Below are 23,113 nucleotides of genomic sequence, written 5' to 3'. Positions count from 1 at the left end.
TCTTGATAAAGAAACATGAAATATTATGACTTTATTTGTTTACTTTAGTGAAATTGATTTATCAAATGATAATTATCATTTTAAATGATATTTGAAAAATATTTTTTACAAATATTTTTTATCAAACTACGCAGCCAAATTAACCCACTATCATTATTTTGCTGACGGTGCCAAATTTGCGCAATATGAAACCCTGGGATTGTAAATGGCGGAGGTGCATACTTCAGTTGATATTTCTTTTCGTGCTGCATCACGATACTTTTGGAAAAGGTTCCAACTAAATTAGAAGTAGCCAGCATTTGAAACGCCGGCAGGACATTAGGTAAAGTCAATTTTATATTACGTTTCAAATTAAGCTTTTTCAAAGCTGAATCAGGGCGAGATAATTCTTCAGAGTAAACACAAGCAGCCAGATGCTCTGCTTGCAAATAAGCCTCTAATGTCAACGGTCGTTTAAATAGAGCATGGTTTACATGCGCCACACACACAGGGCTATCGCTAAACAGTCTTTCACTCATTAACTGTTTGGGAAATTTTTTTTCTACACCAATGCCCAACTCCAGCTTTTCGTTCTCGAAATTTTCAGCAGTAAAATCATCAAAGGGATGAATTTTTAACGATACATTTGGTGCTATTTTTTTGACTTCAGCATAAATTTTTGGCAACAATCCATATTCCGCATAATCTCTCATGCCTAGGTGAAAGGTGCGCGTTGAAACTTTATACTCAAATTCATCCTCATAAAAAATTAAACTTTCTAATTGAGTCAACGCTTGATCAATTTGCGGCGCCAAAAGCAAAGCTTTTTGCGTCGGCACCATTTTTTTAGGAGCACGGATTAATAATTCATCTTGAAATAATTCACGCAGTTGCTGTAAGGAATTACTGATAGCCGGCTGCGTCAGATGCAAACATTTGGCCGCAGCCGATACTTGTTGTTCCCGCATAAGCACAACAAATACTTTTAAAAGATTGAGGTTGATTCTATAGATATTCATACGGATGATATACTATATTTGCAGTATCATTTAGTCAAATGCAACCATCCCCAAAAAAATAGCTGTCATTCTTCAAAAGAGTGACAGCTACTAAAATACCTGTTCTTGATATTTTTAACGGCGATAATAACTTCCGTATCTTGGAAATCCGTAATAATTTCTATAACCCGTATAGCGGTTATTATAATAATAATTGTTGCGATAATAGCCATTAGGATAATATGAACGATAGTAAGAATTGGGGTAGTAAGAGCTATAGTAGGAATTAGGATAGTAATAATAACCATAGGGATTGTAATATGTATTGGGGATAGTGCTGCCAATAATGGCGCCTGTTAAAGCACCTGCACCCGCACCTATGGCTGCGCCTGTACCTCCACCTGCAACACCACCAATAATCGCTCCTCCAGCTCCACCGATCAATGCACCAGCACCCGCGTTAGATAACTGAGACTGTCCGGTATAGGGATTCGTTGTGCATCCTGCTAAACCAAAGGCAATCAAACCACCTAAGACCAATCCTTTTTGTAGAATTTTTATATCCATAAAACACCTCCTTTGTTGTATATCAATAACTATAGATCACAGCAAAGGGATTGCCACTTAATAGAAAAAACACAAGATAAACGTTAAAAACCTCCATAATAACTGGTGGGATTATATCGAAACGTCCCAGGGCCATAAGACACACCTCCGTCTATGCCAACGCTTGCAGGGTAATAGGAGGTCAGAATGGGGGTATTATAAATAGCATAAAGATCATTATCGTTGGCTGTGGCAACTACAGAAGAAGAACCTTGGGTTTTAATTGGATGAGAAATTGTCGGTGGCGGCGTTTTTTGCACATAGCCTGGCACTGCAGCAGCACAACCTGCCAATGCAGCCATCATTACAATTAAACCTACGTAAGTAATTTTTGCCATTTTTTTCTTCCTCTTTCTACCCTAAATGCAAGTATAGCTAACAATTTTTTTATTTTTAGAAAATAAAAAAAATTCTCTACTATACTTAGATACGTCTGGTATAAAACAGGGAGAAAACCATGAGGAAGAAAGTCATCGGCATATTGATTGCCGCAGTCATCACATCGTTATCCGCTTGCACCACCAATCCAAGCACTGTACGGCAATATCCAGCAGTAACACCTAATCCCGCCGTTAAGACGCATCCAGCGATTACTGCCGATAATTCTCCGAATCCAAATGATATCCCCGTGGTTAATACTTATTATCCCAGCGGCGTAGGCATTAATATCAATGGCTATGGACCTAGCAATGCTAATTATTATGAAGCAGGCTTTTTTGGAAATTTTTAACTTGCTGATTTTATAAAGTATAATTTTTTAAAATCGAGCTGTTTTTTAGCTAAACGCTAGGGTTATAATTCATTTCATTCAAAAGAATTCTTAAAGGAGTCTACGCATGGCAGCATCCCAACAAAAAAATCCACTCAGCAGTCTTGCTGAAATCAAAAGACAAGCCAAACAATCAATAGAAAAAGGCGCCGTCACCCAAGATTACCCTTTAGATCTTGAACAAGCCTATCAACTTTTAAATTCTGCCCTAGCGACTGAAATCATGTGTGTTATGCGCTACCGCCACCATCAAGTTATCGCCAATGGTATTGACCGCCCGCAAGTTGCTGCCGAATTTAAAGAACATGCCGATGATGAACAAAGACACATGATGATGATCGCAGAACGCATTAATCAATTAGGTGGCAATCCAGATTTCAACCCCGGCACCATACAAGAAAGAACTGCCACAGAATACGGCACCGGAACTGATCTATTAAAACTCGTTGAAGAAGATTTAATCGCTGAAAGAATCGCAGTGATGGTCTATCGTGAAATGATTGAATGGTTTGGCGCTGGTGATCCGACTACCAGACGTATGCTGGAAGCTATCCTGAAAGATGAGGAAGATCATGCGGATGATCTATCTGAACTGTTAAGAGTCAAACGTGATTAAATGCTTGCAAAGCAGACTCTCCCTCCTCATATTGAAACAATCCCTCTCGATGACTGTCATCCTTCGCTTGTGCTCAGGATGACAGCTCGCATTCAAGATGACATTCAAGTTTTAATTATGCCCGTTGGACATTAGAAATCTTAAGCAGTATAATTCCCTTGCCTACATTAAATATCAAGTTTTAAATAAAATTTAAATCAAAACCTCAAGCATCTAAAGTCTAATGGGTGAACAATAAATATCTTTCCAAGGGATTAAAAAACCATGAATTCGACCCCAGAGACCCCACCCCCAGCCCCCACCTCCCCAGAAACCCGAGGCAACAGGGTGCGACATATTCGCCAAACACTACTACGTTATACTCGCCGCAAATTTAGCCAACGCTTTGGCATACCCGCCCCCACTTTACAGAATTGGGAAACCGGTAAATATGGTGGCTTGACCGAAAAAGGCGCATTAAAACTCGTGGCAGCTTTTAAAGAGGATGGCGTGCCTTGTTCAGTCGAATGGTTGTTATATGGAATCGGTGTTCAACCGGGCGGCGCCCTCCAGCAAACAACACATACTGACCTTCCTACCAGCCGAGCTGTAGCACAAGAATTGGGCTTATTCCGTAAATTACACCCCAATACCGTTGATGCCATTCTCGCAGATGACAGTATGCAGCCTTATTTGCGACCAGGTGATTTAGTTGCAGGTGAACGTTATTTTGGCACAGAATTATCAAAGGCTATAGACGAACTTTGCATCATTCAGCTAACCAGTGGGGAAGTATTGATTCGCAAATTTCAAAACGGTCAACAACCCGATCAATATATTCTAAGCTGCCTAGACCCTAAGACCCAAACTCAAACTCAAACTCTATCAGCAGATACTGTGTTCAGTGTCGCTCCCATTGTCTGGATTAGGCGTATAACAAAATTGTAAATTACGGTATTGCACCCTTTCAAGAGCTCACTATAATCGCGGAATGAGTCAACAATCCGCGCTTAAATTTTATACGATTATTCACAGATGGCAGCAAACCCGCTACTATTTTTTTGTCACCTTAGTTTTTCTGTTTTTAACGCTAACCGCTTTTTGTCAGCAACCGCCTCCGCTGCAATTAGCCAATATCTACTCTAACCATATCAATCCAAAAAATTACTGGGTTAGCGAAAAACTTGATGGCGTCAGAGCTTACTGGAATGGTAAAAACCTCATCTCCCGACAAGGCCATAGGATCAATGCACCTTTATGGTTTGTTGAAAACTTTCCTCAAGAACCCCTGGATGGAGAATTATGGATTGGTCACAATCAATTCGAGCGCGTATCCGGCATTATAAGACAACAAAACCCTAATGATGCCGAATGGAAAAAAATTCGTTTTATGGTTTTTGATATGCCGCAAAATCCCCATATTTTTACTCAACGTCTGGAAATGATGAAAAAACTGATCGCTGCTATTCACTCCGAATATTTGCAGGTGATACCGCAGTATAAAGTGGAGAGCCCACAGGAATTAATGCAACAACTCCACACTGTACTCAAAGCAGGCGGTGAAGGCTTAATGCTACACAGGGAAACATCCCATTACCAAGCTGTGCGCAATAATGATCTATTAAAGTTAAAAGCGTTTGTCGATGCAGAAGCGGTGGTGATTGCGCATATTCCCGGTAAAGGTAAATACAAAAATATGCTTGGCGCACTGTTAGTTGAAAATTCTGACAAAGTACGCTTTAAAATTGGCAGTGGTTTTAGCGACGCACAAAGAAAAAATCCACCACAAATTGGCAGTATTATAACTTATAAATATTTTGGCAAAACAAAAAATAATATCCCGCGCTTTGCAGGTTTTGTCCGAATTAGATACGATCTGTCCACCCCTCCTCCACAAAAGGAGGAGGAGTAAGCTCTAGTCATCTACTAGTAATCTAAATAATAATAACTGCTTGGCGTATAGTACACAGCATCTGGATAATAATAGCCATAATAATCTGTATAATAGCCCGCAGGATAATATTGTATCGTTGTAGCTCCACTAGCAGGATAGCTATAACTGGTCGTAGTCGTTCTAGTCGTTGTATTATAAGTTTTAGCCGGATGATAAGTTGTCACTGTTGCAGGATAAGCCGTCACAGTTGCGGCTGGATAAGGCGCAACATAAGTTGTAGTAGCACAACCTGCCAACAATATTCCCATTAAACTAACACCTAAGCCTATGATTTTTAGCATTTTCTCTCGCTCCTCTTCAATACCTAATATAAGTATAGTTAAGCTCCGATTAGTTTTATTGCAAAAAAAGCACAACTTTTATATTTGTTATGTGTTTAAATCATAGTTTATAGTATGAGTATCACCGCAGCCAAGTTACACGCCCAAAGAACAGGCGCTATGACACAAGTAACACCCTAAGGCAGAGCCAAGTAGTAGCCCCCACATTAGAGCCTGCACTTACGGAAAATGACAGCCATTTTTAAAGGAAAACAAATTGTGTTGCCTTTTAGAAAACTTTTCAGCAAAGAATATCTAATACCCGTGATTATTCTAATCATAGCCGGAACGCTATACTATTTCGGTGCTTTTGGCCCCCACCTACAACTCAGCAAAAGGCACTTCGACCAATTACCTGGCTGGGAACAAGATGACCAAAGCCAAGCCTTACAAGCTTTTAAACTTTCCTGTACCAAAATTCTAGAACTACCACCACAAACTGCCTTCGGCGAAACTAAAGAAACCGCATCAGTACGCAATTGGCAAACCATTTGCCATGCAGCCCTAAAGCTCACATCGACAGATCCAGAAAATGCCCGACGCTTTTTTGAGGCCTGGTTTATCCCCTATCAGGTTAAAAATAATTTAAACCCCAAAGGATTATTTACCGGCTATTATTTACCAGCCATTGCCGGCAGTCTGAAATTTGATAAAACCTATAACATACCCATTTATGCACTACCTAAGGACCTAATCAAGGTTGATCTAGGGTTATTTAAACCCGAATTAACCGGCAAAAAAATTATTGGCCGCCTGAAAAATCAAACTCTGATACCCTACCCTAGCCGAGCTGAAATTAATAATGGTGCTATTTCACAAAATGCTGCTGTGTTACTTTGGACGAATGATTTGGTAAAGTTTTTTGTGGCACAAATACAAGGCTCAGCGCTCGTACAGTTACCTAATCATGAACAGAAATTAATCGGCTATGCTGGAGAAAATGGCCAACCCTACACAGCCATTGGGAGGATTTTAATTGAGAAAAAAGCCATACCAAAAGACCAAATGTCCATGGAAGCTATACAAACATGGCTAAATAAAAATCCCGAACAAATAAATGATATTTTAAATCAAGATGCTTCCTATGTGTTTTTTAAATTTTTAACTGGATCAAGCCCATTAGGATCGCAAAAAATTCCCTTAACACCACAGCGTTCACTGGCAGTAGATACTGACTACATTCCCCTAGGAGCGCCCATTTGGCTGTCAACCAAAATTCCCCAAAATAAGGCTAATGCGCAAACCATACCTTTCCAACATTTACTCATCGCGCAAGATACAGGGGGCGCAATTAAAGGCATTATTCGCGGAGATATTTATTTTGGCCCGGGGCTTGACGCTGAATATCAAGCTGGCCATATGCGGCAAAATGGCGAGTATTGGATTTTGTTGCCGAAGCTTAAATCCTAGTTATTTATCTCTTCCGCCTGTGACTGAAGGGAATCCCCTTGTGGGATGGGAGAGGTGAATGAGAAGGAGAAGTCTATCGCAGCCCACCTACCCCCAAGACTTACGATAAAACGTATGAAAATGCGGATTAGGATGCCTATAACAATTAGGCGGAATAAACTCCCCGCTGATCCTAAAATGTCCACACGCAAAAAACAGATAATGATGTAAACCAACTTCATAACTGACAAACGTCGTCAATGCCACAACAAAAACAATAAAAGCCAGATTTCTCTTATTCAGTGGTTGAAAAATATCATACTTAATCAACTTTAAAAAAATATACAGCGTAAACCCCAAACAACAGGCCATCACAAAATAATAAATACCTACTAAAGCATTAAAATAAGCATTATCCAAATGCTGATCCAACGCATCTATTACCGGCCAAAGCATGGGGATAAATATAATGACTAAGGTTGCGAAGCGAACTGTCGTTCTGCCAGTAACTTTGAAATAAAGCAAAGCAAAAAACGTGGCCACGGCGAACATCCAGGCATTCATCAGGTTTCGGTACAAAACTGTACCAAAAACACCTAAATCAAAACCCACGTTCCAAGCAATAAATAAAATAGGAAATAAGACTGAAAGGATAATTTTTGTCCTTCGATCAATATACTTCATCCGTGAAAATCCTCGACAATAAGAAAACACTTCTCATTATAATGCCAGATTAGTTAAAAATCATGCCCTTTCACTTCCCCGTGGCTGTCATTGCGAGGAGCATAGCGACGAAGCAACCCAGTTAAGCTAATTTTTTCTGAGTTGCTTCGTCGCTATGCTCCTCGCAATGACGATCAGGAATTAAATTTGTGCAACCTATAGAATATACCTATTTTTTTAATATTCCTTTAAGCTTTTGTTAAAAATTTAAGCTTATTCAATGCTTATATTTGCCTAATGATAGCAAAAATGAGAACATAAAAAATATTTTAGAGAGATATTGTTATGCAGTTGTTATATGGCTTAGGTATACTAACAAAAGATACTATTGACTCACCAGTATATACCCTTACAGATCAAGATTATCAAAGAGATGTCCCTTCTATTGAAGCTATCAATAGAGAGCTTTCCCGAACACTTGATATAAACGGGACTCCCGTATTTACACCAGGCACAAATTTTGACGAGATTTTTTATAACAAAACCGATCACAAGCTGACTAAGCAAATATTATCAGAAAAATTAGGCGTTAAAGAAAATTCTGTTTTTATAACTCCCTTTTTTGATGGTATAGGCCTTTATGCCATAGCCATGACCCGCTATACCCAAATTGAAAAAGCCTTAGGCAGGAAAAGTCCAGATTTACTAGTAACAGCCAGCAATCAAGAAAATAGTAGATTTAATCTAACTTTTTCAAACGATAAAACGACACTCACAGGTATACTTAAACTAGAAGTGAATTTCGTTCGTTTTATTGAAAACAACCCACCACACATCGAACTTACCGTTAAAATAACGGTGCGAAGTACTGCACCAGAAATCACTAGAGAAACCTTTGTAAAATGCAATTTTAGCAAAAATAAAATGCTATTAGACAGCATGAAACCTCTAGAGGTTTTCCAAAAAACCGAGAAAAAATTTCATAAAAAAGACATTGATAATTCAATTAGAGAATGTATTAGTCAATCCATAATCAATGAAAGCGCCTTTGAAATAAAGGAGAAAAAAACTAACACACCCAGAGAGGACAAAAGATTATTTACTCGAAATCAACTCCTGCATTACCTACAACAATTTGAAAAAGACTCTCTTAATCCTAAAAGCAATAAGAGCTCATTTGACTTAGAGAAATTTCGTCATAATTTTCTTAATCTGTTTAAAATTTTAACTAATGCACATTCTCAAGAAACTTTAAGTAAAAAGAAATTTCTCGATGAATTCCGAGAAATTATTCGTTCCATTATGCAAATTGATTACTCACACGATAATTCACATGAACTTTCAACGCTATCTCAACGATTAAAGGATATTGAAGAGACATCAAAAAAATACGAGGAAATTTTCAGTCAACTACATAGATTCCTAAGCGAAAATTTACCCGATATCATTGAAAAACTAAAAACTAAACCTTCTTCAGCAGCTTTATCATCTACAACTCAAACTGTATTATCTGATGTCAAATTTGGGCCTAGTTTAGAAAGTAAAACTCCATCAGAATCTACCGATTCCGATCCAATTGCAGAAAAAATTTCTGTAGCTCAGCGCTTATGCATGAAGTATCAACTTATTCTTTTTGAAAAACGCCAAACGCAAACAGGAGAACAACCTGCTACAGTCGAATATGTATTTACTAAATTCAATCCATTACAACAAGCACGCTTACCCTTACAAATTCCATTGCTTGATATCACTTTATTCGACCGCAAACTTCAACAAAGTCTTGAATCATTACTTCTGCTACCCAGCACACTTATGCAATTCGTGAGTGAATACGTATATGAGGGTGGTGCAGATACAATAGAAGATTTGCAATCACTGTATAAACAACATCCACAAATTTTTCCTAATTTAGATCATCCTCTGAAACCGCAACAAATTGAATTCTATAATCTTATTTCCACAGTCTTCACTGCACTATTAAACATAGCCGAGGGTCATCATTTAGATACCAGCTCTCTGGCTGGTAATTCTTTTTCAATATTGCAATCACAGATATTTAACCAAAAAGGTTTTAATGCCTTTCAAAAACTCAGCCTGATGGACGGCCTCCTGGATCGTTCTCAACAATTTGGATTTCAACGTTTTTTAGATGATTTATGTATTTTGTTAGATCATGTGCTGATTGAGATTTCAAACACACATGCCCTAGCATTATTAAACATTCTAGGAATCAAAAACACTAAGCCTGCAGCAGTGACTACTGACCAAGTTGAACATGCACTGAATACTATTGGTGTACATTACGCTTATATCGATCAACGTCAAGGTCACTGGGTAGTTTTTATGTGGCCTACTGAAGCTTATAAAGCAGCTTTTTTAATTTCTATCGAAAAATGCCGAAAGTCACTTCAGCCTCCATCCATCGAAGCATTAGAAAAATTAAACCAATTGAAATTACATGTATTTTCGGGCACTCTCACCACAGTAAGCAAATCACAACTCCCTAATTCTCCACCTTTTATTCAGTTGCAAAAAGAATTGCAAACTCAATTAAAATCCTCGATCCCTGCACCTGGACCCTATAATTTTCAGTTTCTTAATCAAGATATATTTGCTCCCAATGATTCCAAGAAAAAATCACCTCCACAGCAGCCATCCCAAACAAAGTCTACTCTTTTTCATCATTCTGAATTGGAAACAGCTTGGCTTATAGTTAATTCTTTTAAAACTGCCGCATTATTAAGATATCAAAAAAATAAAACATCAACTCCTAAAAAAGAATTGGAGGAACAAAAAAAAGACTTTATTGCCCGTTTAAACGTAGAATTTTTAGCCATAAAACATAATGGCTATGACGGATATAAGTTGCTTGTTCCGCTGAAACAAGCTGAATCTACTCAAGAATTAATCGACTCAGAAATTTCTAAAAACTTAGATTATGCATATACTCAAAATAAAGAGGACGCCAAAAAAATCCCACTTCTTGTCAAAACGGCAATGGAAAAACTTCCTGCTTCCCTCACTCAACGGCAGTCTCTGGCTAAAGTTTGGAGGAACTTAACTCAAGTGAATTGGGAGAATCCTGAACTAACTCGATTGGGAACGGCAATAAACACACTCAGCGAGCTACAAAGTGAAGCAAACCAACCTCCAGTTAATAAAGAATTGCTAGTTGGTTTGGTTAGGCCTATAAATGAACTAATGACAACCCACACCTTAAAACGGCTTAAATTGAATAAAGACAAAAAGCTGGCAGCTGAAACCAGCTCTTCTGATAGCTTATCACCTGGAACAACAAAATAAATCTCCATTACTTTTCTTAAATGAACTCATTCTGAGTATTCCCTATCACCCTCCACTTGAGCCAATACTCAAAAAGATAATAAATTGAAGCTGGGGACGGTTAATGGTAGCATTTTAGCTGTTGTCATCCGCTCCCTTTCCAATCAAACTTTTTCTTTCTCAGCTTGCGGCAAGGAAAAGTACTAACAAGGAATATTTATGTTCAATATACTGGTTGTTGTCGGTAGTCTCCGCAAAGAATCCTTCAATAGAAAATTAGCCCTTGCATTAGATAAGCTCAATCATCCACAGTCAAAATTTTCACTTGCACAAATCAATGATATCCCGTTATTTAATCAAGACCTTGAACAGGATTTACCCGCTGCTGTCGTTAGATTAATACAAGAAATTTCCCAAGCTGATGCTATTTTGTTAGTAACGCCGGAATATAATCGCTCAATACCTGGCGTGTTAAAAAATATCATAGACTGGGGCTCTAGACCCTATGGTCAGAATTCCTGGAGGGGCAAACCAACGGCAATTATCGGCACCAGCCAAGGCAACGTCGCCACAGCCTGTGCACAAGCCCATTTACGCAGTATTATGGTTGCAATAGATGCTATTCTCTTAGGGCTTCCTGAGGTTTATCTCATCTATAAAGAAGGATTAATTGATGAGGCTTTCAATATTACTGTAGAGTCCACCCAAAAATTTCTCCAAGGTTTTTTGGAGCGCTTCGCACAATGGATTGAGCTGCATCATCAAAATCGGCAAACAATTACATAATTACCCATTTAAACAATTTACTATGGATTTATTTTATGACCCCAATCATCGGCGAATTCCTAGGCACCTTATTCTTAATCATCTTAGGCGGCGGCGTAGTCGCCAATGTTTTATTAGACCGCTCCAAAGGCCAACAAGGCGGTTGGATAACCGTCACTGCCGGCTGGGGAATTGCTGTCATGGTGGGCGTATTTGTCGCCCAGTCCTTTGGCTCACCCAATGCTGATCTTAACCCCGCCATCAGCCTGGCACGCCATATAGCCACAGGCAGCTACACCCTTCCGCAAATGCTAGCCATGCAGCTCGCGCAATTATGCGGCGCTTTTGTGGGTGCAGTCATCGTGTGGCTGGCGTATTTACCCCATTGGCGCGTAACAGAAGATCCGCTGGTCAAGTTATTGGTTTTTTCAACCCAACCTGCCATTCGTAACTATTCTTGCAATCTGCTAAACGAAATCATTGGCACTGCAGTACTCGTCATCGGTGTCGCGGCTATTTTTGGTCCAGCCACTAAAAACGGCATGGTGCCTCTGGGCGTTGGACCCTATTTAGTTGGGATGTTAGTCTGGGGCATAGGCTTGTCTTTAGGTGGTCCTACCGGCTACGCTATCAATCCAGCCCGTGATCTTGGACCACGCATTGCATTTGCGATTTTACCGCTGGGCGAAAAAGGTCCTTCGGATTGGCCTTATGCCTGGGTACCGGTCATAGGTCCTTTATTAGGTGCAATCATCGGAGCGATTTTTTGGAAAATGCTCAACGGCTAAATACCGTTACGCAAGAATTACAATAAGAAATTATCTCCATTAGCATTCATTGGTGCATTGCGCGAAAAATAGGTACTTATAGGTGGAAACAACCTCAGAAAAAACTACATCTATTGATGACGAAATTAAATTCAGATCCAGAGAAGAGTGGTTATGGCATGCCGCAGCTCAAGGAGATTTAGCTACAATAAAAAAACTGCTAAAAGAAAATAAGGACATAAATATTCATAACAGCACCGCCTTGCATGTCGCTGCTTATTATGGCCGTCATGAGGTAGTTGCTGCTCTGCTGGATGCAAAAGCAGAAATTGAAGCCAGAGATAATTATGACAAAACACCATTACATAATGCAATTAACAGCCCAGAAGTAACTCGCTCACTGCTTAACGCTAAGGCAGATGTTAATGCCAAAACTGAAAAAGGCAGTACTGCCTTGAGTCTACTAGCAGAAATTGGCGGCTTCCACACACACCACCTGGAAGTATTGCGTAATTTGCTTGACAGCAAAGCTGAGGTGAATCATTTATCTGAAAGTTATTTTTCAAGAACCCCACTCATGAGTTTTTTGGAGAATATCTGGCAATTGAGTTCAGCTAACAATCCTCTAGTTCAGGCAGCTTTTCATGAACTGATTTATGCCGGAGCCAAACTAAACCTCACCCAATACGAAAAAACCGCCTTACTCTATGCACAAAAATCATTTAAATTTAAAACTGATCTAATTTTTAGATCACCTATTGATGATTTATTAAGGAATTTTTTGCCTTTTATACATCTGCTGGTAGAGGCAGGCGCACGTCCAGAAATATACCCATCACTTACATTTGAAACAATTACTACGTATCTTATCAGTCAAGGTGCTTGGATTGATAGTTTAAAAACTCTAAGCGATGAAAATCCCTTAACAATAGCCCATCTATCCTATTTAAAATCGTTATCATCAGATGCATTGTCCTATCTAAAAACCTCAATCTTAGATTATTTAAATCTCCCAGAGGTTTTAATTGATATCATTTTAGAATGCTTACCCGCTTTAAACGACCCGAAAATGCAAGGTGAGGCAATAATAGAAACTAGATTAAATATTTTAAACTTGGCAAGAAGGCAGAGGGAGGTCACCTTTTATCCTCAATTGCAACAAGCTTTAGACAGATTTAAATTTTCAGAAGAAGCTAGTACACAACTTGATTTGGCATTTGCAACATTAAGAGAATCAGATACATTATTAGGAACAGAAAGAATTAAAAAATTTCTAGCTGACCGTGTAGTCAATGCAATTAATTTTGTAAGACATCCGAATTTACATTTCCTGCTAGCTATTAGTACAATAGTCGGTCAAGAATATTTAATGAATGAAATTCTAAAAAGCTGTCCCAATACCTTGGTAGAAAAGAGTTTTGCCTCTGAAGTATTAGCACTCATCAAAGATGCACAAGAACTTAAGACACAACCGCTCGGACTTAGACTGTTGGAAAATCATTTTTCCCTCGACGCTAAATCACTTTCAAGTGGTCAAGAAAAAAAACTTAAGACTCAGCCGACAAGCTTTACATTCTTTCACGATTATTTTTCTCACGACATTAAAGTACTAACCAATGTAAAAAATAAATCCGATGAACCAATACCATCCCCAGCCTTACCCCAAAAAGCCGCAAGATTTTTTTCACCCAACAGCCAACCTATTTCCGGCACGCCTAAAGTCACTGATTCAAAAGAAGAGAGGGCCCCATTGACAATTGCTGTAGCAAAATTAGCATTAATAAAATTAGCTAAGGAGTTTTTAGATAACCCTCAGGATTTAGAACTTGATATAGCGCGCCTGGAAGATTTCTCACAGTTAGAAAGTTTTTGTCAGCATCAAATGATACATAACACACTTCAGGAAATTGCGGGTTATCTAAACAAGAGCCCAGTTTATGCCCGCGGTCCTGCGCATGATTTAAAAATAGCGAAAATAACGCAAGGTGAAGATTTATTAGCACAAATCAACACCCGAGCAGAAGAAGAACACAATGATCGCGAAGGCAAAAAAAAATATGCACCTGGGTAAACTACTCGTTGCTTACCCACTTTGAAAAAAGGGAGCGTAGACTCATAAGGAGGCCTACGAGGGAATTTAAAGAGTGCAAAGGGGGAAATACCTAATTTACTTCTTTTCCTCATTTATATCATTTATATCATTTTGCATGATACGCTCTAATTCATCAGTCGCCTGCTTAGCAAACTCCGTTAACTCCGGCTCATTTTCAAAAAACTCAAAAGAAGTCTTTAATGTTTGTTCATCATGCTGCATAAAACGCTGTGCCTTATTAGCCGTTTCCTCAGCACTTTGCCCTAGAAACTTCATCACCTCCTGACCCATCCACAGTGAAGAATCAAACAACTCGCGTCGAAAAAGATCAGCACCGGCTTTTTGCAACTCATACGCATGACGACGATTGCGCGCACGCGCAAAAATAGTCAGCCCAGGAAATGTTTCACGTGTTAAACGCACAATTTCCAGAGCCTCATTGGCATTATCTACTGCAACTATCAGCAATTTAGCTTTACGCGCTCCGGCACTATCTAGCAAATCCATGCGGCTGGCATCGCCGAAATAACCGCGATTACCATAACGCCGCACCAGTTCTACCTGATCTGGATCTTTTTCTAGAATCGTAAACCCCACACCTTGTGCCCGCAAAAATCGACCAATAATTTGCCCAAAACGCCCATAACCCGCAATAATGACCGGATTATCACTCTCCTGAATCCTATCATATTCACGTACCGGCAATTTGCTCATAAACCTTGGCACGATATAACGCTCATTGAAAATCATCAAAAACGGCGTAACTGCCATCGACAATGCCACTACTAACGTTAAAAATGCCGCCTGATCCAAATGTAAAATCTGTAAGCCAGAAGCAAATTGCAATAGCACAAAAGCAAACTCACCACCCTGCGCCAATGCCAATCCAAATAAAATACGCTGTGAACCATTCAGACTAAAAAAGCTACCCAAGATAAATAAAATAACTGCTTTAACAACAATCAATAACACCACGGCCGTCAGTACATACACCGGATTATGCACCAACAAACCAAAATTCATCCCCATGCCAACAGATATAAAAAACAAACCCAACAATAAACCTTTAAACGGTTGGATATCTGTTTCCAAACTATGGCGATACTCCGATTTAGCCAGCACTACACCAGCTAAAAACGCACCCAATGCCGGAGATACACCCACCGCATTCATCAATAGCGTAATACCGACCACTAATGCCAAAGAAACGGCTGTAAATAATTCACGTAGATTAGTTTTAGCAATATAGCGTAATATATGCCGCGAAACATAGCGACCACCAAATATGATGATAGCTACTACACCGGCTATCATCAACGCATGGGCCCAGGCGGGAAGCTCAGTAAGAAAACCAGGATTTTGCGCTGAGACGGCAACACCCTGCGGAGCCAATAATGGAAAAATGATCAAAATCGGAATAACTGCCATATCTTGTAGCAGCAACACTGAGAAAGACGCCTCACCTGCTGCAGTGTGCAGCAAACCTTTTTCCTGCAACAATTGCAGCACCAGTGCCGTGGAAGAAAGTGATAACGTCAACCCACAAGCGACACTAACATGCCAATCAAACCCAAGCGCCATACCAAGCGCGCTAAACGCCAGCGTGGTAACCACCAACTGTAATCCCCCAAGCCCCAGGATTGATTTACGTAGCCGCCATAATGCAAATGGATCCAGTTCCAACCCGATGATAAACAACATCATCACCACACCAAATTGCGCAAAACGCAAAATATGCTCACCGTTACTGATTAAGCTCATGCCAAAGGGCCCAATCAACACTCCCGCCACCAAATAGCCTAATACTGAGCCCAAGCGCAAACTACCCGCCAGTGGCACCACTATGCAGGTAGCAGCTAGAAAAACAAACACATTGAATAAGAAGTTATTTTCCATATTTTTGGTTAAATTCGTGAATTGACGACAACCCTTTGAATAATACTACCTTAATCTCTGTTTGTTAGCCTATTTGAATGATATACAAGAGACAGAGGTAACTATGCTAAATCAACGTGAACGTGAAGATTTCGGGGTACGAGTGGCTAATCAAATTCTAGGTGGGATTGAAAATCTTAGGGAAGGTTTTTCACAAGCTCTGGTAGAAAATTCCCGGCTTGTTGCAAATACCTTATGGTTTGCTGGCACTATAGCTATAACATTTGCAGCTACGCGACAATCCAATATTACACCTGAACTTGGGACAAATAGAAGCACTGATATCGCAGCAGCAATAATAGGCACAACCGGAGTACTCTTAATGGCAGGTGCTGTGGGGGTAGAAGCCTATGCTGGTAATCGCAGAGCCCAAATCGCTGAAGAAGAAGCTGCTAGAGATCGAGCACCAAGACCTTAATAAAACTTCGAGTTAAACGCAGCTTGGCAAAGGGTAAATAAAAACCCCGGCACTACTCCCAGCACCAGGAGTAGCAATCCATTCACTGTAATAGCCAGCTGCGTATCTCGGGGATATTTAATCGGCGTCTCATCCAGCGGGCTTTCAAAATACATCACCTTCACGACGCGAATATAATAATACGCACCTATTACCGCAAATAACAAAGCAATCGCCGCCAGCCATACCATATGCACACCAATTAAGGCTTCCAAAACGGCTACTTTCGCCATAAATCCTACAATCGGCGGCACACCCGCCAATGAAAACATAGTGAACAACATCATGAGCGCCAACCAAGGATTACGTGAATTTAAGCCACGCAGGTCATCAATATTGCTGGCTTCATAACCTGAATTATTCATCATGGTAATCAGACCAAATGCACCTAAGGTCATTAACGCATAGGTAATGACATAAAATAATGCCGCGCCATAACCTTCAGGTGTCGCAGTCAACAAACCCAATGTCATATAGCCCATATGCGCAATCGACGAATAGCCGAGCATACGCTTAATGCTGGTTTGCACAATTGCAGCCAGATTACCTAAAGCCATAGATAAAACGGCAATCACAATTAATAACTGCTGCCATTGCATATCCAAACCAAACAACGTGTCATTTAATAAACGAAAAGCCAGCCCTGCCGCAGCAATTTTAGCACCAGTGCCTAGAAATAATACCACCGGTGTCGGCGCACCTTCATAAACATCGGGTACCCACATATGAAAAGGCACAGCCCCAAGCTTAAATGCAATACCTACCACCACAAAAACCATGCCAAATAGCAGGATCAACTCATGATCCACCGGTGTACGCATGATGGCCTGTGCCACCGTACTAATATCCAAGCTGCGGGTAGCACCGTATAACATAGAAAGACCATACAGCAACATGCCCGAGGCCAGTGAACCAATCACAAAATATTTAATGGCGGCTTCAGAACAAATAGCAGATTTACGCGGCAGGGCTACCATGGCATAGACCGGCAACGAAAACAGTTCCAAGCCTAAAAACAACGTGATAAAACTATGGCCGGAAACGATGACCATCATACCCAGAACCGAGAATAATCCCAGCAAATAATATTCGCCGTAAGGCATAGATGTCTTAGGTAAATATGATCTAGCATAAATAAAAGCAAAGAAACTCGATAAATAAATAAACAACTTCAGCATCACGGCCAGATTATCGAGAATAAATGTGCCATTAAAAGTCGTTACCGGAGATTGGCCAAACTGCAACAAGGTAATGATAGCGGCCACAACCAGAGTTGCTTGCACTAAAATATAAGTGACAATTTTGGCGCGCTTAGGAACAAATAGATAAACTAGCAAGGTCAAACACGCCATGCCCAGCACAAAAATCTCAGCGAAAGCCGGCGCGAAATACGTTATTCTAACACCCATTGTTTTACCCCAACTTCGATCGCATACTGATTTCTAATAAATGCCCTACCGAGGCATGAAAAATATCTAATAACGGCGCCGGATAAAGTCCTATAAAAAACACCGCACCGGCGGTCAAAATAAAAATCACGCATTCCAGTGGATTGACGTCCTGCAGCATGGCCACTTCTTCATTGACAATGTGACCATAAAACACTCTTTTATACATCCATAAAGTATAAGCAGCACCGATGACCAATGTGAGCGCAGCAAATAATGCTACCCACACATTTCCTTGGAAACTGCTAATAATCACTAAAAACTCTCCCACAAAACCTGAAGTGCCCGGCAAGCCGACATTGGACAATGCAAACACCATGAAAAATGCCGCGAACACCGGCATAGGCCGCGCAATACCGCCAAAGCGCGAAATCAAACGCGTATGCAAACGTTCATACAACATACCAAAGCTCAAGAACATAGCGCCTGATCCAAAGGCATGCGAAATCATCTGCACCAAAGCCCCATCTAAACTCATCGATGCATCAAGCAAATTACCGGTTTTTTGCACGATGACATAAATCATAAAACAGCCTAAAGTGACAAAGCCCATATGCGCCACAGATGAATAGGCTATGAGCTTTTTCATATCGGTCTGCGCTAAGGCAATAAAACCAATATACACAATGGCAATTAACGACAAGATAATCATCACCCACTCAAGCGCCCGACAAGCATCCGGCACAATCGGCAGACTGAAACGTAAAAATCCATAGCCACCCATCTTCAACATCAACGCCGCCAACACCACAGAGCCACCAGCCGGTGCTTCCGTATGTGCATCAGGCAACCAGGTGTGTACCGGCCACATAGGAATTTTTACCGCAAAGGCCAATAAGAACGCCAAAAATATAAATATTTGCACCGTCATACCGAGCGGTGCTGCGTATAAATCAAGGATATAAAAGCTACGCACCTGGATGCGCAAATATAAAAAGGCTACCAGCATCAAGGCCGAGCCTAAAAAGGTAAACATAAAAAACTTAATGGCGGCGTAAGAACGATTATCACTACCCCAGATACCGATACTTAAATACATAGGTATCAACATACCTTCCCAGAAAATATAAAATAACAGCGTATCCAATGCCGCAAACACGCCAATGACCATACCTTGCATAATCAAAAAAGCCGCTAAATATTGCGATACTTTTTTATGCACGGTTTCCCAGGAAGAGAGAATCACCAACAACGTGGTAAATACGGTGAGCATCACCAATGGCAAAGAAATTCCATCTACCCCCAACGCATAATGGATGCCATAAGCCGGAATCCAGTTATAGGTTTCAGTAAACTGCATGGTGTATTGATGGTTATTAAAATTTAGGTACAAAATTGTGCACAGCGCAACATTAATCAAGGAAAAGAATAAAGCAATCCAACGCGCACGATTGGCTGAGGCATCACCACCCGTCAGCAATACGGCGATACCGCCTAGCACGGGAACCCAGATGAGTAAACTAAGTAATGGCCAATGTGCAAACATTGCGTGTCCTAAGAATTCATGTTTTTAAATGATAAATAAATTTATAATTACTCACCCTATAAAAAGCACTGTCATTCCCGCGCCGGCGGGAATCTATTTCTTTTCTGGCACTGAGCCAAAATCAGGATAGATTCCCGCCGGCGCGGGAATGACAGTGCTTTTTATACAGGTGAGTAGTAGTTACAATAACTAAACTAACAACCACACCAAAAATACAAACAACCCCAAAATCATGGCAAACGCGTAATGATAAAGATAGCCTGACTGTAAACGACGCACCCAACTGGAAATTCGTGAAACCTCATGCCCCGTGCCATTGACGGCTACTCCATCTATTAACTTCATATCACCGGTATTGTAGAAAAAGTGACTCAGCACCAAACCGCCTTTCACAAACACCCGACGATAAAACGCATCAAAACCATATTTATTCATCAATATCCAATATAACCAGTGACACTTCCTGCGTAATACTCCCGGCAATCCTGGAAAGCGTACATAAGCGATCCAGGCACACACAACCCCAAGGAGCGCAAACCAAAAAGGCAAATGCAAAAACGCACCCGCTGCTGCATAAAAAACCCCCTGAAATTCAGCCGCTGCCTGCACAAAAAAATCATATTGCGGTAATACAAAAATACTACCGCCTAACAATGACAATTGCGTGTTATATAACATAGGCTTAGCCATCAACACACCCAACAGCATAGAAGGGATCGCCAAAACAATCAGCGGTATAATAACGACCGATCGCGACTCATGAATGTGTGAACGTAATTTCGCATCAGTACGGTCACCCGAGTGGAAGGTCATAAAAAAAGCGCGGAAAATATAAAGCGCTGTGACAAAAGCCCCCAACAACAAACAATAATAAGCGTAAGTAGCACCTGGAATATTCGCTGACTGCACTGCCTCAATAATCGCATCTTTGGAATAGAAACCGGCAAATGGTGGAATAGCCGCTAAAGCCAATGCGCCAATTAAAAAGGTTAAATAGGTAATGGGCATATGTTTACGTAAATCACCCATTTTTCGCATATCCTGTTCATGATGCAGAGCAATTATCACTGAACCTGCCGCCAAAAATAACAAAGCCTTGAAGCAGGCATGCGTCATCAAATGAAATATTCCCGCAGAAAATGCGGAAACACCATTCGCCGCCATCATATAACCTAGCTGCGACATAGTTGAATAGGCAATCACGCGCTTGATATCATTTTGCACCAAAGCAATCAATCCCAAAAACAAAGCGCCAGAAGCACCTACAATCAATACCAAGCTCAAGGCAGTTTGAGAATATTCATATAACGGCGATAAACGCGCCACCATATAGACACCTGCCGTCACCATAGTGGCTGCATGTATCAAGGCTGAAATCGGCGTTGGACCTTCCATTGATTCAGGTAACCAGACATGTAAGGGTATCTGAGCAGATTTACCCATGGCGCCAATAAATAATAATACACAAATTAAGGTGATGACCGACCAATGGGTATGCGGGAATACAGTCATTGTCGCATTAGCCAATGAAGAGGCTTTATTAAAAACTACAGCATAATCTAACGATCCAAAATAGGCTAAAATCGCCCCAATGCCTAAAATAAATCCAAAATCCCCTACCCGATTGACAATAAAAGCTTTTAAACTACCTAAAGCTGCCGATTCTTTCTGAAACCAAAAACCGATCAATAAGTAAGATACCAACCCTACTCCTTCCCAACCAAAAAATAACAACATGAAATTATTAGCTGTGACCAACATCAGCATAAAAAACGTGAACAATGACATGTAGGAGAAAAAACGCTGATAACCCGAATCTCCTTCCATATAACCAATACTGTAAATATGTACCAACAAGGATACGAAGGTCACCGTCAGCATCATGACCACAGTCAGTCTGTCGATCAGAAATCCGACATTGAGCTGTATTGAGCCGCTAATTGCCCAGGTATACAAGCTGGTATTGTACGCCGGCATTCCTTGCACAATCATCTTGCCAAACAGATAAAGCGCGCCGCAAAAAGCAATCGCAATGCCTAGGATAGTCACCCAATGTGCGCCGGAACGACCAATGAGTTTACCGCCGATTCCAGCAATGGCTGCCCCCAATAAAGGAACGAATATAACGATCAGCACCACCGTCTGAATTGTCTGTTGCACGATTCTCAACCCTTTAATGAATGTATTTCATCGACTCGTATACCACCGCGATTTCTATACAGTAGCACAAGCAAAGCTAGCCCGATAGCAGATTCGGCCGCCGCAACTGTTAAAATAAAAAACACGAAAATCTCACCGCTGGATTCGTTTAGATAATGAGAAAATGCAATTAAGTTGGTATTGACTGCGAGTAATATCAGTTCAATACACATCAGCAAAACGATTAAATTTTTGCGATTTAAAACAATACCTGCCATACCTAACACAAACAGGATCGCGCTGACTATGAGATAATGTGTAAGTGGAATCATTTTTTTCCAACGCTAGATTATTTTATTAACCGAACCCTATCCTCTGGCTTCACCGCTAACTGCTGCGTTATACGCTGCGCTTTTCTATGCCTTGGGCCACGAAATGCCAAACTGATCGCCGCGATAATAGCCACTAACAATAGCACTGCCGCCAATTCAAATGGATATGCAAATTGCGTATATAACAGCATACCCAGTTGTTTAGTATTACTATAATCAGCAGGATGACTCACCACATGATAAACCTGATCCGGGAAGTACGATGGATTGATGACTTTAATCATTAAAAAAACTAATAACGCCAAGACCACAGCAAAAATCGGCAGGTAACGCACTAAACCCTGCATGCGTGGCGCCGTATCTAAATTTAACATCATGACCACAAATAAAAATAATGTCATGACGGCACCCACGTACACAAATATCAACACCAATGCCAGAAACTCACCTTCTAATAACATCCATAACACCGAGCTTGCAAAAAAAGCCAATACTAAAAATAGCACGCCCCTAACCGGTTGCCGTGAAAAAACGACCATGACAGCAGATATCAGTAGTATTGCCGAAAATATATAAAAGGTTAATTGAGGGATAAGGTTAGCGTACATAAATTAATCTCAGGTTAGGAAAATCCATCACCGAAAGCCAGAATCCTCCTGTCGATCCGCCGCAATTTGCGACTCATAAAGATCACCAATTGCCAGCAATTTTTCTTTAGTTAAAATATTCTCACCGCGGTTTTCTTGGTGATAATGCATTTCCTGGGTTAATACAATTGCATCGACAGGACAAGCTTCTTCACAAAAGCCACAATTGATACACTTAAACGCATCGATTTCATATTTAGTCGTACGACGTGAACCATCGGCTCGAGGTTCTGCTTCAATGGTAATCGCCAATGCTGGACAAACTGCTTCACATAATTTACAGGCAATACAACGTTCCTCACCATTGGGATAACGACGTAAGGCCAACATGCCGCGAAAGCGTGGTGAAATAGGCGTTTCTTCTTCGGGATATTGGACAGTGATTTTTCGTTTGAAAAAATAACGCACCGTCACTCCAAGCCCCTGAAATAATTCCAGCAAGAGGAAGCTTCTCATCACTTTTCTAAAGTATTTCATAGGGTTTAAGTCC

Annotated in this window: 22 protein-coding genes; 10 read left to right on the top strand and 12 right to left on the bottom strand. The window is 40.5% G+C overall.

All coding sequences use genetic code 11. The features are described from left to right. Positions 1-80: 80 nt before the first annotated feature. The 3 genes from VHE99_06900 to VHE99_06890 all read right to left on the bottom strand — a co-directional run bounded on the left by VHE99_06900 (position 81) and on the right by VHE99_06890 (position 1,921). Positions 81-998: a LysR family transcriptional regulator gene (locus VHE99_06900; GenBank protein HVV68741.1), complete on the bottom strand. Its 918-nt coding sequence runs from the start codon at positions 996-998 to the stop codon at positions 81-83. Between the two features lie 114 nt (positions 999-1,112). Next, positions 1,113-1,544: a hypothetical protein gene (locus VHE99_06895; GenBank protein ID HVV68740.1), complete on the bottom strand. Its 432-nt coding sequence runs from the start codon at positions 1,542-1,544 to the stop codon at positions 1,113-1,115. 83 nt (positions 1,545-1,627) lie between these two features. Next, on the bottom strand, positions 1,628-1,921 hold the full coding sequence (locus VHE99_06890) for a hypothetical protein (protein HVV68739.1): 294 nt from the start codon (positions 1,919-1,921) through the stop codon (positions 1,628-1,630). Positions 1,922-2,040: 119 nt separating this feature from the next. Between VHE99_06890 and VHE99_06885 the strand changes: the two genes are divergently transcribed. The 4 genes from VHE99_06885 to VHE99_06870 all read left to right on the top strand — a co-directional run bounded on the left by VHE99_06885 (position 2,041) and on the right by VHE99_06870 (position 4,859). Then, positions 2,041-2,313, top strand: coding sequence for a hypothetical protein (locus tag VHE99_06885; protein ID HVV68738.1), 273 nt, complete (start codon positions 2,041-2,043; stop codon positions 2,311-2,313). A 106-nt stretch (positions 2,314-2,419) separates the two neighbouring features. Beyond that, the gene (locus VHE99_06880) at positions 2,420-2,968 is read left to right on the top strand and encodes a ferritin-like domain-containing protein (protein ID HVV68737.1); all 549 of its coding nucleotides are present in this window, start codon (positions 2,420-2,422) and stop codon (positions 2,966-2,968) included. 264 nt (positions 2,969-3,232) lie between these two features. Beyond that, positions 3,233-3,895: a hypothetical protein gene (locus tag VHE99_06875; protein ID HVV68736.1), complete on the top strand. Its 663-nt coding sequence runs from the start codon at positions 3,233-3,235 to the stop codon at positions 3,893-3,895. A 43-nt stretch (positions 3,896-3,938) separates the two neighbouring features. Further along, the gene (locus tag VHE99_06870) at positions 3,939-4,859 is read left to right on the top strand and encodes a DNA ligase (GenBank protein HVV68735.1); all 921 of its coding nucleotides are present in this window, start codon (positions 3,939-3,941) and stop codon (positions 4,857-4,859) included. A gap of 14 nt (positions 4,860-4,873) precedes the next feature. On the opposite strand, the gene VHE99_06865 is transcribed toward VHE99_06870, so the two are convergent. Beyond that, positions 4,874-5,182 (bottom strand): hypothetical protein, encoded by a 309-nt coding sequence (locus VHE99_06865; protein HVV68734.1) that lies wholly within the window; start codon positions 5,180-5,182, stop codon positions 4,874-4,876. Positions 5,183-5,410: 228 nt separating this feature from the next. On the opposite strand from VHE99_06865, the gene VHE99_06860 reads away from it, so the two are divergent. Next, positions 5,411-6,631, top strand: coding sequence for an MltA domain-containing protein (locus tag VHE99_06860; protein ID HVV68733.1), 1,221 nt, complete (start codon positions 5,411-5,413; stop codon positions 6,629-6,631). A gap of 87 nt (positions 6,632-6,718) precedes the next feature. Here VHE99_06860 and VHE99_06855 read toward each other — a convergent pair whose 3' ends face one another. Further along, entirely contained in the window at positions 6,719-7,294 is a 576-nt protein-coding gene (locus VHE99_06855; protein ID HVV68732.1) for a hypothetical protein, read from the bottom strand. A gap of 324 nt (positions 7,295-7,618) precedes the next feature. On the opposite strand from VHE99_06855, the gene VHE99_06850 reads away from it, so the two are divergent. The 4 genes from VHE99_06850 to VHE99_06835 all read left to right on the top strand — a co-directional run bounded on the left by VHE99_06850 (position 7,619) and on the right by VHE99_06835 (position 14,158). Beyond that, positions 7,619-10,576, top strand: a complete 2,958-nt coding sequence (locus VHE99_06850; protein HVV68731.1) for a hypothetical protein — start codon at positions 7,619-7,621, stop codon at positions 10,574-10,576. A gap of 198 nt (positions 10,577-10,774) precedes the next feature. Beyond that, positions 10,775-11,341 carry an NADPH-dependent FMN reductase gene (locus VHE99_06845; protein ID HVV68730.1) on the top strand — a complete coding sequence of 189 codons (567 nt, stop codon included), beginning with the start codon at positions 10,775-10,777 and terminating at the stop codon, positions 11,339-11,341. Positions 11,342-11,376: 35 nt separating this feature from the next. Beyond that, the gene (locus VHE99_06840) at positions 11,377-12,108 is read left to right on the top strand and encodes an MIP/aquaporin family protein (GenBank protein ID HVV68729.1); all 732 of its coding nucleotides are present in this window, start codon (positions 11,377-11,379) and stop codon (positions 12,106-12,108) included. Between the two features lie 82 nt (positions 12,109-12,190). Beyond that, positions 12,191-14,158, top strand: coding sequence for an ankyrin repeat domain-containing protein (locus tag VHE99_06835; GenBank protein HVV68728.1), 1,968 nt, complete (start codon positions 12,191-12,193; stop codon positions 14,156-14,158). A 96-nt stretch (positions 14,159-14,254) separates the two neighbouring features. Here VHE99_06835 and VHE99_06830 read toward each other — a convergent pair whose 3' ends face one another. Then, the gene (locus tag VHE99_06830; GenBank protein HVV68727.1) at positions 14,255-16,075 is read right to left on the bottom strand and encodes a monovalent cation:proton antiporter-2 (CPA2) family protein; all 1,821 of its coding nucleotides are present in this window, start codon (positions 16,073-16,075) and stop codon (positions 14,255-14,257) included. Positions 16,076-16,178: 103 nt separating this feature from the next. Between VHE99_06830 and VHE99_06825 the strand changes: the two genes are divergently transcribed. Further along, positions 16,179-16,532, top strand: a complete 354-nt coding sequence (locus VHE99_06825; protein HVV68726.1) for a hypothetical protein — start codon at positions 16,179-16,181, stop codon at positions 16,530-16,532. On the opposite strand, the gene nuoN is transcribed toward VHE99_06825, so the two are convergent. The 6 genes from nuoN to nuoI all read right to left on the bottom strand — a co-directional run bounded on the left by nuoN (position 16,529) and on the right by nuoI (position 23,100). Then, on the bottom strand, positions 16,529-17,980 hold the full coding sequence (gene nuoN, locus VHE99_06820) for an NADH-quinone oxidoreductase subunit NuoN (GenBank protein ID HVV68725.1): 1,452 nt from the start codon (positions 17,978-17,980) through the stop codon (positions 16,529-16,531). The genes VHE99_06825 and nuoN overlap by 4 nt on opposite strands. Before the next feature lie 4 nt (positions 17,981-17,984). Beyond that, positions 17,985-19,505 carry an NADH-quinone oxidoreductase subunit M gene (locus VHE99_06815; protein ID HVV68724.1) on the bottom strand — a complete coding sequence of 507 codons (1,521 nt, stop codon included), beginning with the start codon at positions 19,503-19,505 and terminating at the stop codon, positions 17,985-17,987. 189 nt (positions 19,506-19,694) lie between these two features. After that, positions 19,695-21,665, bottom strand: a complete 1,971-nt coding sequence (nuoL, locus tag VHE99_06810) for an NADH-quinone oxidoreductase subunit L (GenBank protein ID HVV68723.1) — start codon at positions 21,663-21,665, stop codon at positions 19,695-19,697. A gap of 5 nt (positions 21,666-21,670) precedes the next feature. Then, a complete protein-coding gene (gene nuoK, locus VHE99_06805) occupies positions 21,671-21,976 on the bottom strand; it encodes an NADH-quinone oxidoreductase subunit NuoK (GenBank protein HVV68722.1) in 306 nt (101 codons plus the stop codon). A gap of 17 nt (positions 21,977-21,993) precedes the next feature. Then, the gene (locus tag VHE99_06800) at positions 21,994-22,584 is read right to left on the bottom strand and encodes an NADH-quinone oxidoreductase subunit J (GenBank protein HVV68721.1); all 591 of its coding nucleotides are present in this window, start codon (positions 22,582-22,584) and stop codon (positions 21,994-21,996) included. 27 nt (positions 22,585-22,611) lie between these two features. Beyond that, positions 22,612-23,100 carry an NADH-quinone oxidoreductase subunit NuoI gene (gene nuoI, locus VHE99_06795; protein HVV68720.1) on the bottom strand — a complete coding sequence of 163 codons (489 nt, stop codon included), beginning with the start codon at positions 23,098-23,100 and terminating at the stop codon, positions 22,612-22,614. Positions 23,101-23,113: the final 13 nt, after the last annotated feature.

It is taken from the genome of Gammaproteobacteria bacterium (genome assembly GCA_035546635.1).
Lineage (GTDB): Bacteria > Pseudomonadota > Gammaproteobacteria > JAURND01 > JAURND01 > DASZWJ01.
This window is presented reverse-complemented; position numbering and strand designations above follow the sequence as displayed.

What these genes read in the sequence shown, in the direction of transcription:
- VHE99_06830 (HVV68727.1), bottom strand. Translation starts at nt 16,075, where the DNA reads ATGGAAAATAACTTCTTATTCAATGTGTTTGTTTTTCTAGCTGCTACC.
- nuoK (HVV68722.1), bottom strand. Translation starts at nt 21,976, where the DNA reads ATGATTCCACTTACACATTATCTCATAGTCAGCGCGATCCTGTTTGTG.
- VHE99_06890 (HVV68739.1), bottom strand. Translation starts at nt 1,921, where the DNA reads ATGGCAAAAATTACTTACGTAGGTTTAATTGTAATGATGGCTGCATTG.
- nuoI (HVV68720.1), bottom strand. Translation starts at nt 23,100, where the DNA reads ATGAAATACTTTAGAAAAGTGATGAGAAGCTTCCTCTTGCTGGAATTA.
- VHE99_06875 (HVV68736.1), top strand. Translation starts at nt 3,233, where the DNA reads ATGAATTCGACCCCAGAGACCCCACCCCCAGCCCCCACCTCCCCAGAA.
- VHE99_06855 (HVV68732.1), bottom strand. Translation starts at nt 7,294, where the DNA reads ATGAAGTATATTGATCGAAGGACAAAAATTATCCTTTCAGTCTTATTT.
- VHE99_06840 (HVV68729.1), top strand. Translation starts at nt 11,377, where the DNA reads ATGACCCCAATCATCGGCGAATTCCTAGGCACCTTATTCTTAATCATC.
- VHE99_06860 (HVV68733.1), top strand. Translation starts at nt 5,411, where the DNA reads ATGACAGCCATTTTTAAAGGAAAACAAATTGTGTTGCCTTTTAGAAAA.
- VHE99_06885 (HVV68738.1), top strand. Translation starts at nt 2,041, where the DNA reads ATGAGGAAGAAAGTCATCGGCATATTGATTGCCGCAGTCATCACATCG.
- VHE99_06815 (HVV68724.1), bottom strand. Translation starts at nt 19,505, where the DNA reads ATGTTTGCACATTGGCCATTACTTAGTTTACTCATCTGGGTTCCCGTG.
- nuoN (HVV68725.1), bottom strand. Translation starts at nt 17,980, where the DNA reads ATGGGTGTTAGAATAACGTATTTCGCGCCGGCTTTCGCTGAGATTTTT.
- VHE99_06850 (HVV68731.1), top strand. Translation starts at nt 7,619, where the DNA reads ATGCAGTTGTTATATGGCTTAGGTATACTAACAAAAGATACTATTGAC.
- VHE99_06900 (HVV68741.1), bottom strand. Translation starts at nt 998, where the DNA reads ATGAATATCTATAGAATCAACCTCAATCTTTTAAAAGTATTTGTTGTG.
- VHE99_06800 (HVV68721.1), bottom strand. Translation starts at nt 22,584, where the DNA reads ATGTACGCTAACCTTATCCCTCAATTAACCTTTTATATATTTTCGGCA.
- VHE99_06870 (HVV68735.1), top strand. Translation starts at nt 3,939, where the DNA reads ATGAGTCAACAATCCGCGCTTAAATTTTATACGATTATTCACAGATGG.
- VHE99_06845 (HVV68730.1), top strand. Translation starts at nt 10,775, where the DNA reads ATGTTCAATATACTGGTTGTTGTCGGTAGTCTCCGCAAAGAATCCTTC.
- VHE99_06865 (HVV68734.1), bottom strand. Translation starts at nt 5,182, where the DNA reads ATGCTAAAAATCATAGGCTTAGGTGTTAGTTTAATGGGAATATTGTTG.
- VHE99_06825 (HVV68726.1), top strand. Translation starts at nt 16,179, where the DNA reads ATGCTAAATCAACGTGAACGTGAAGATTTCGGGGTACGAGTGGCTAAT.
- VHE99_06880 (HVV68737.1), top strand. Translation starts at nt 2,420, where the DNA reads ATGGCAGCATCCCAACAAAAAAATCCACTCAGCAGTCTTGCTGAAATC.
- VHE99_06895 (HVV68740.1), bottom strand. Translation starts at nt 1,544, where the DNA reads ATGGATATAAAAATTCTACAAAAAGGATTGGTCTTAGGTGGTTTGATT.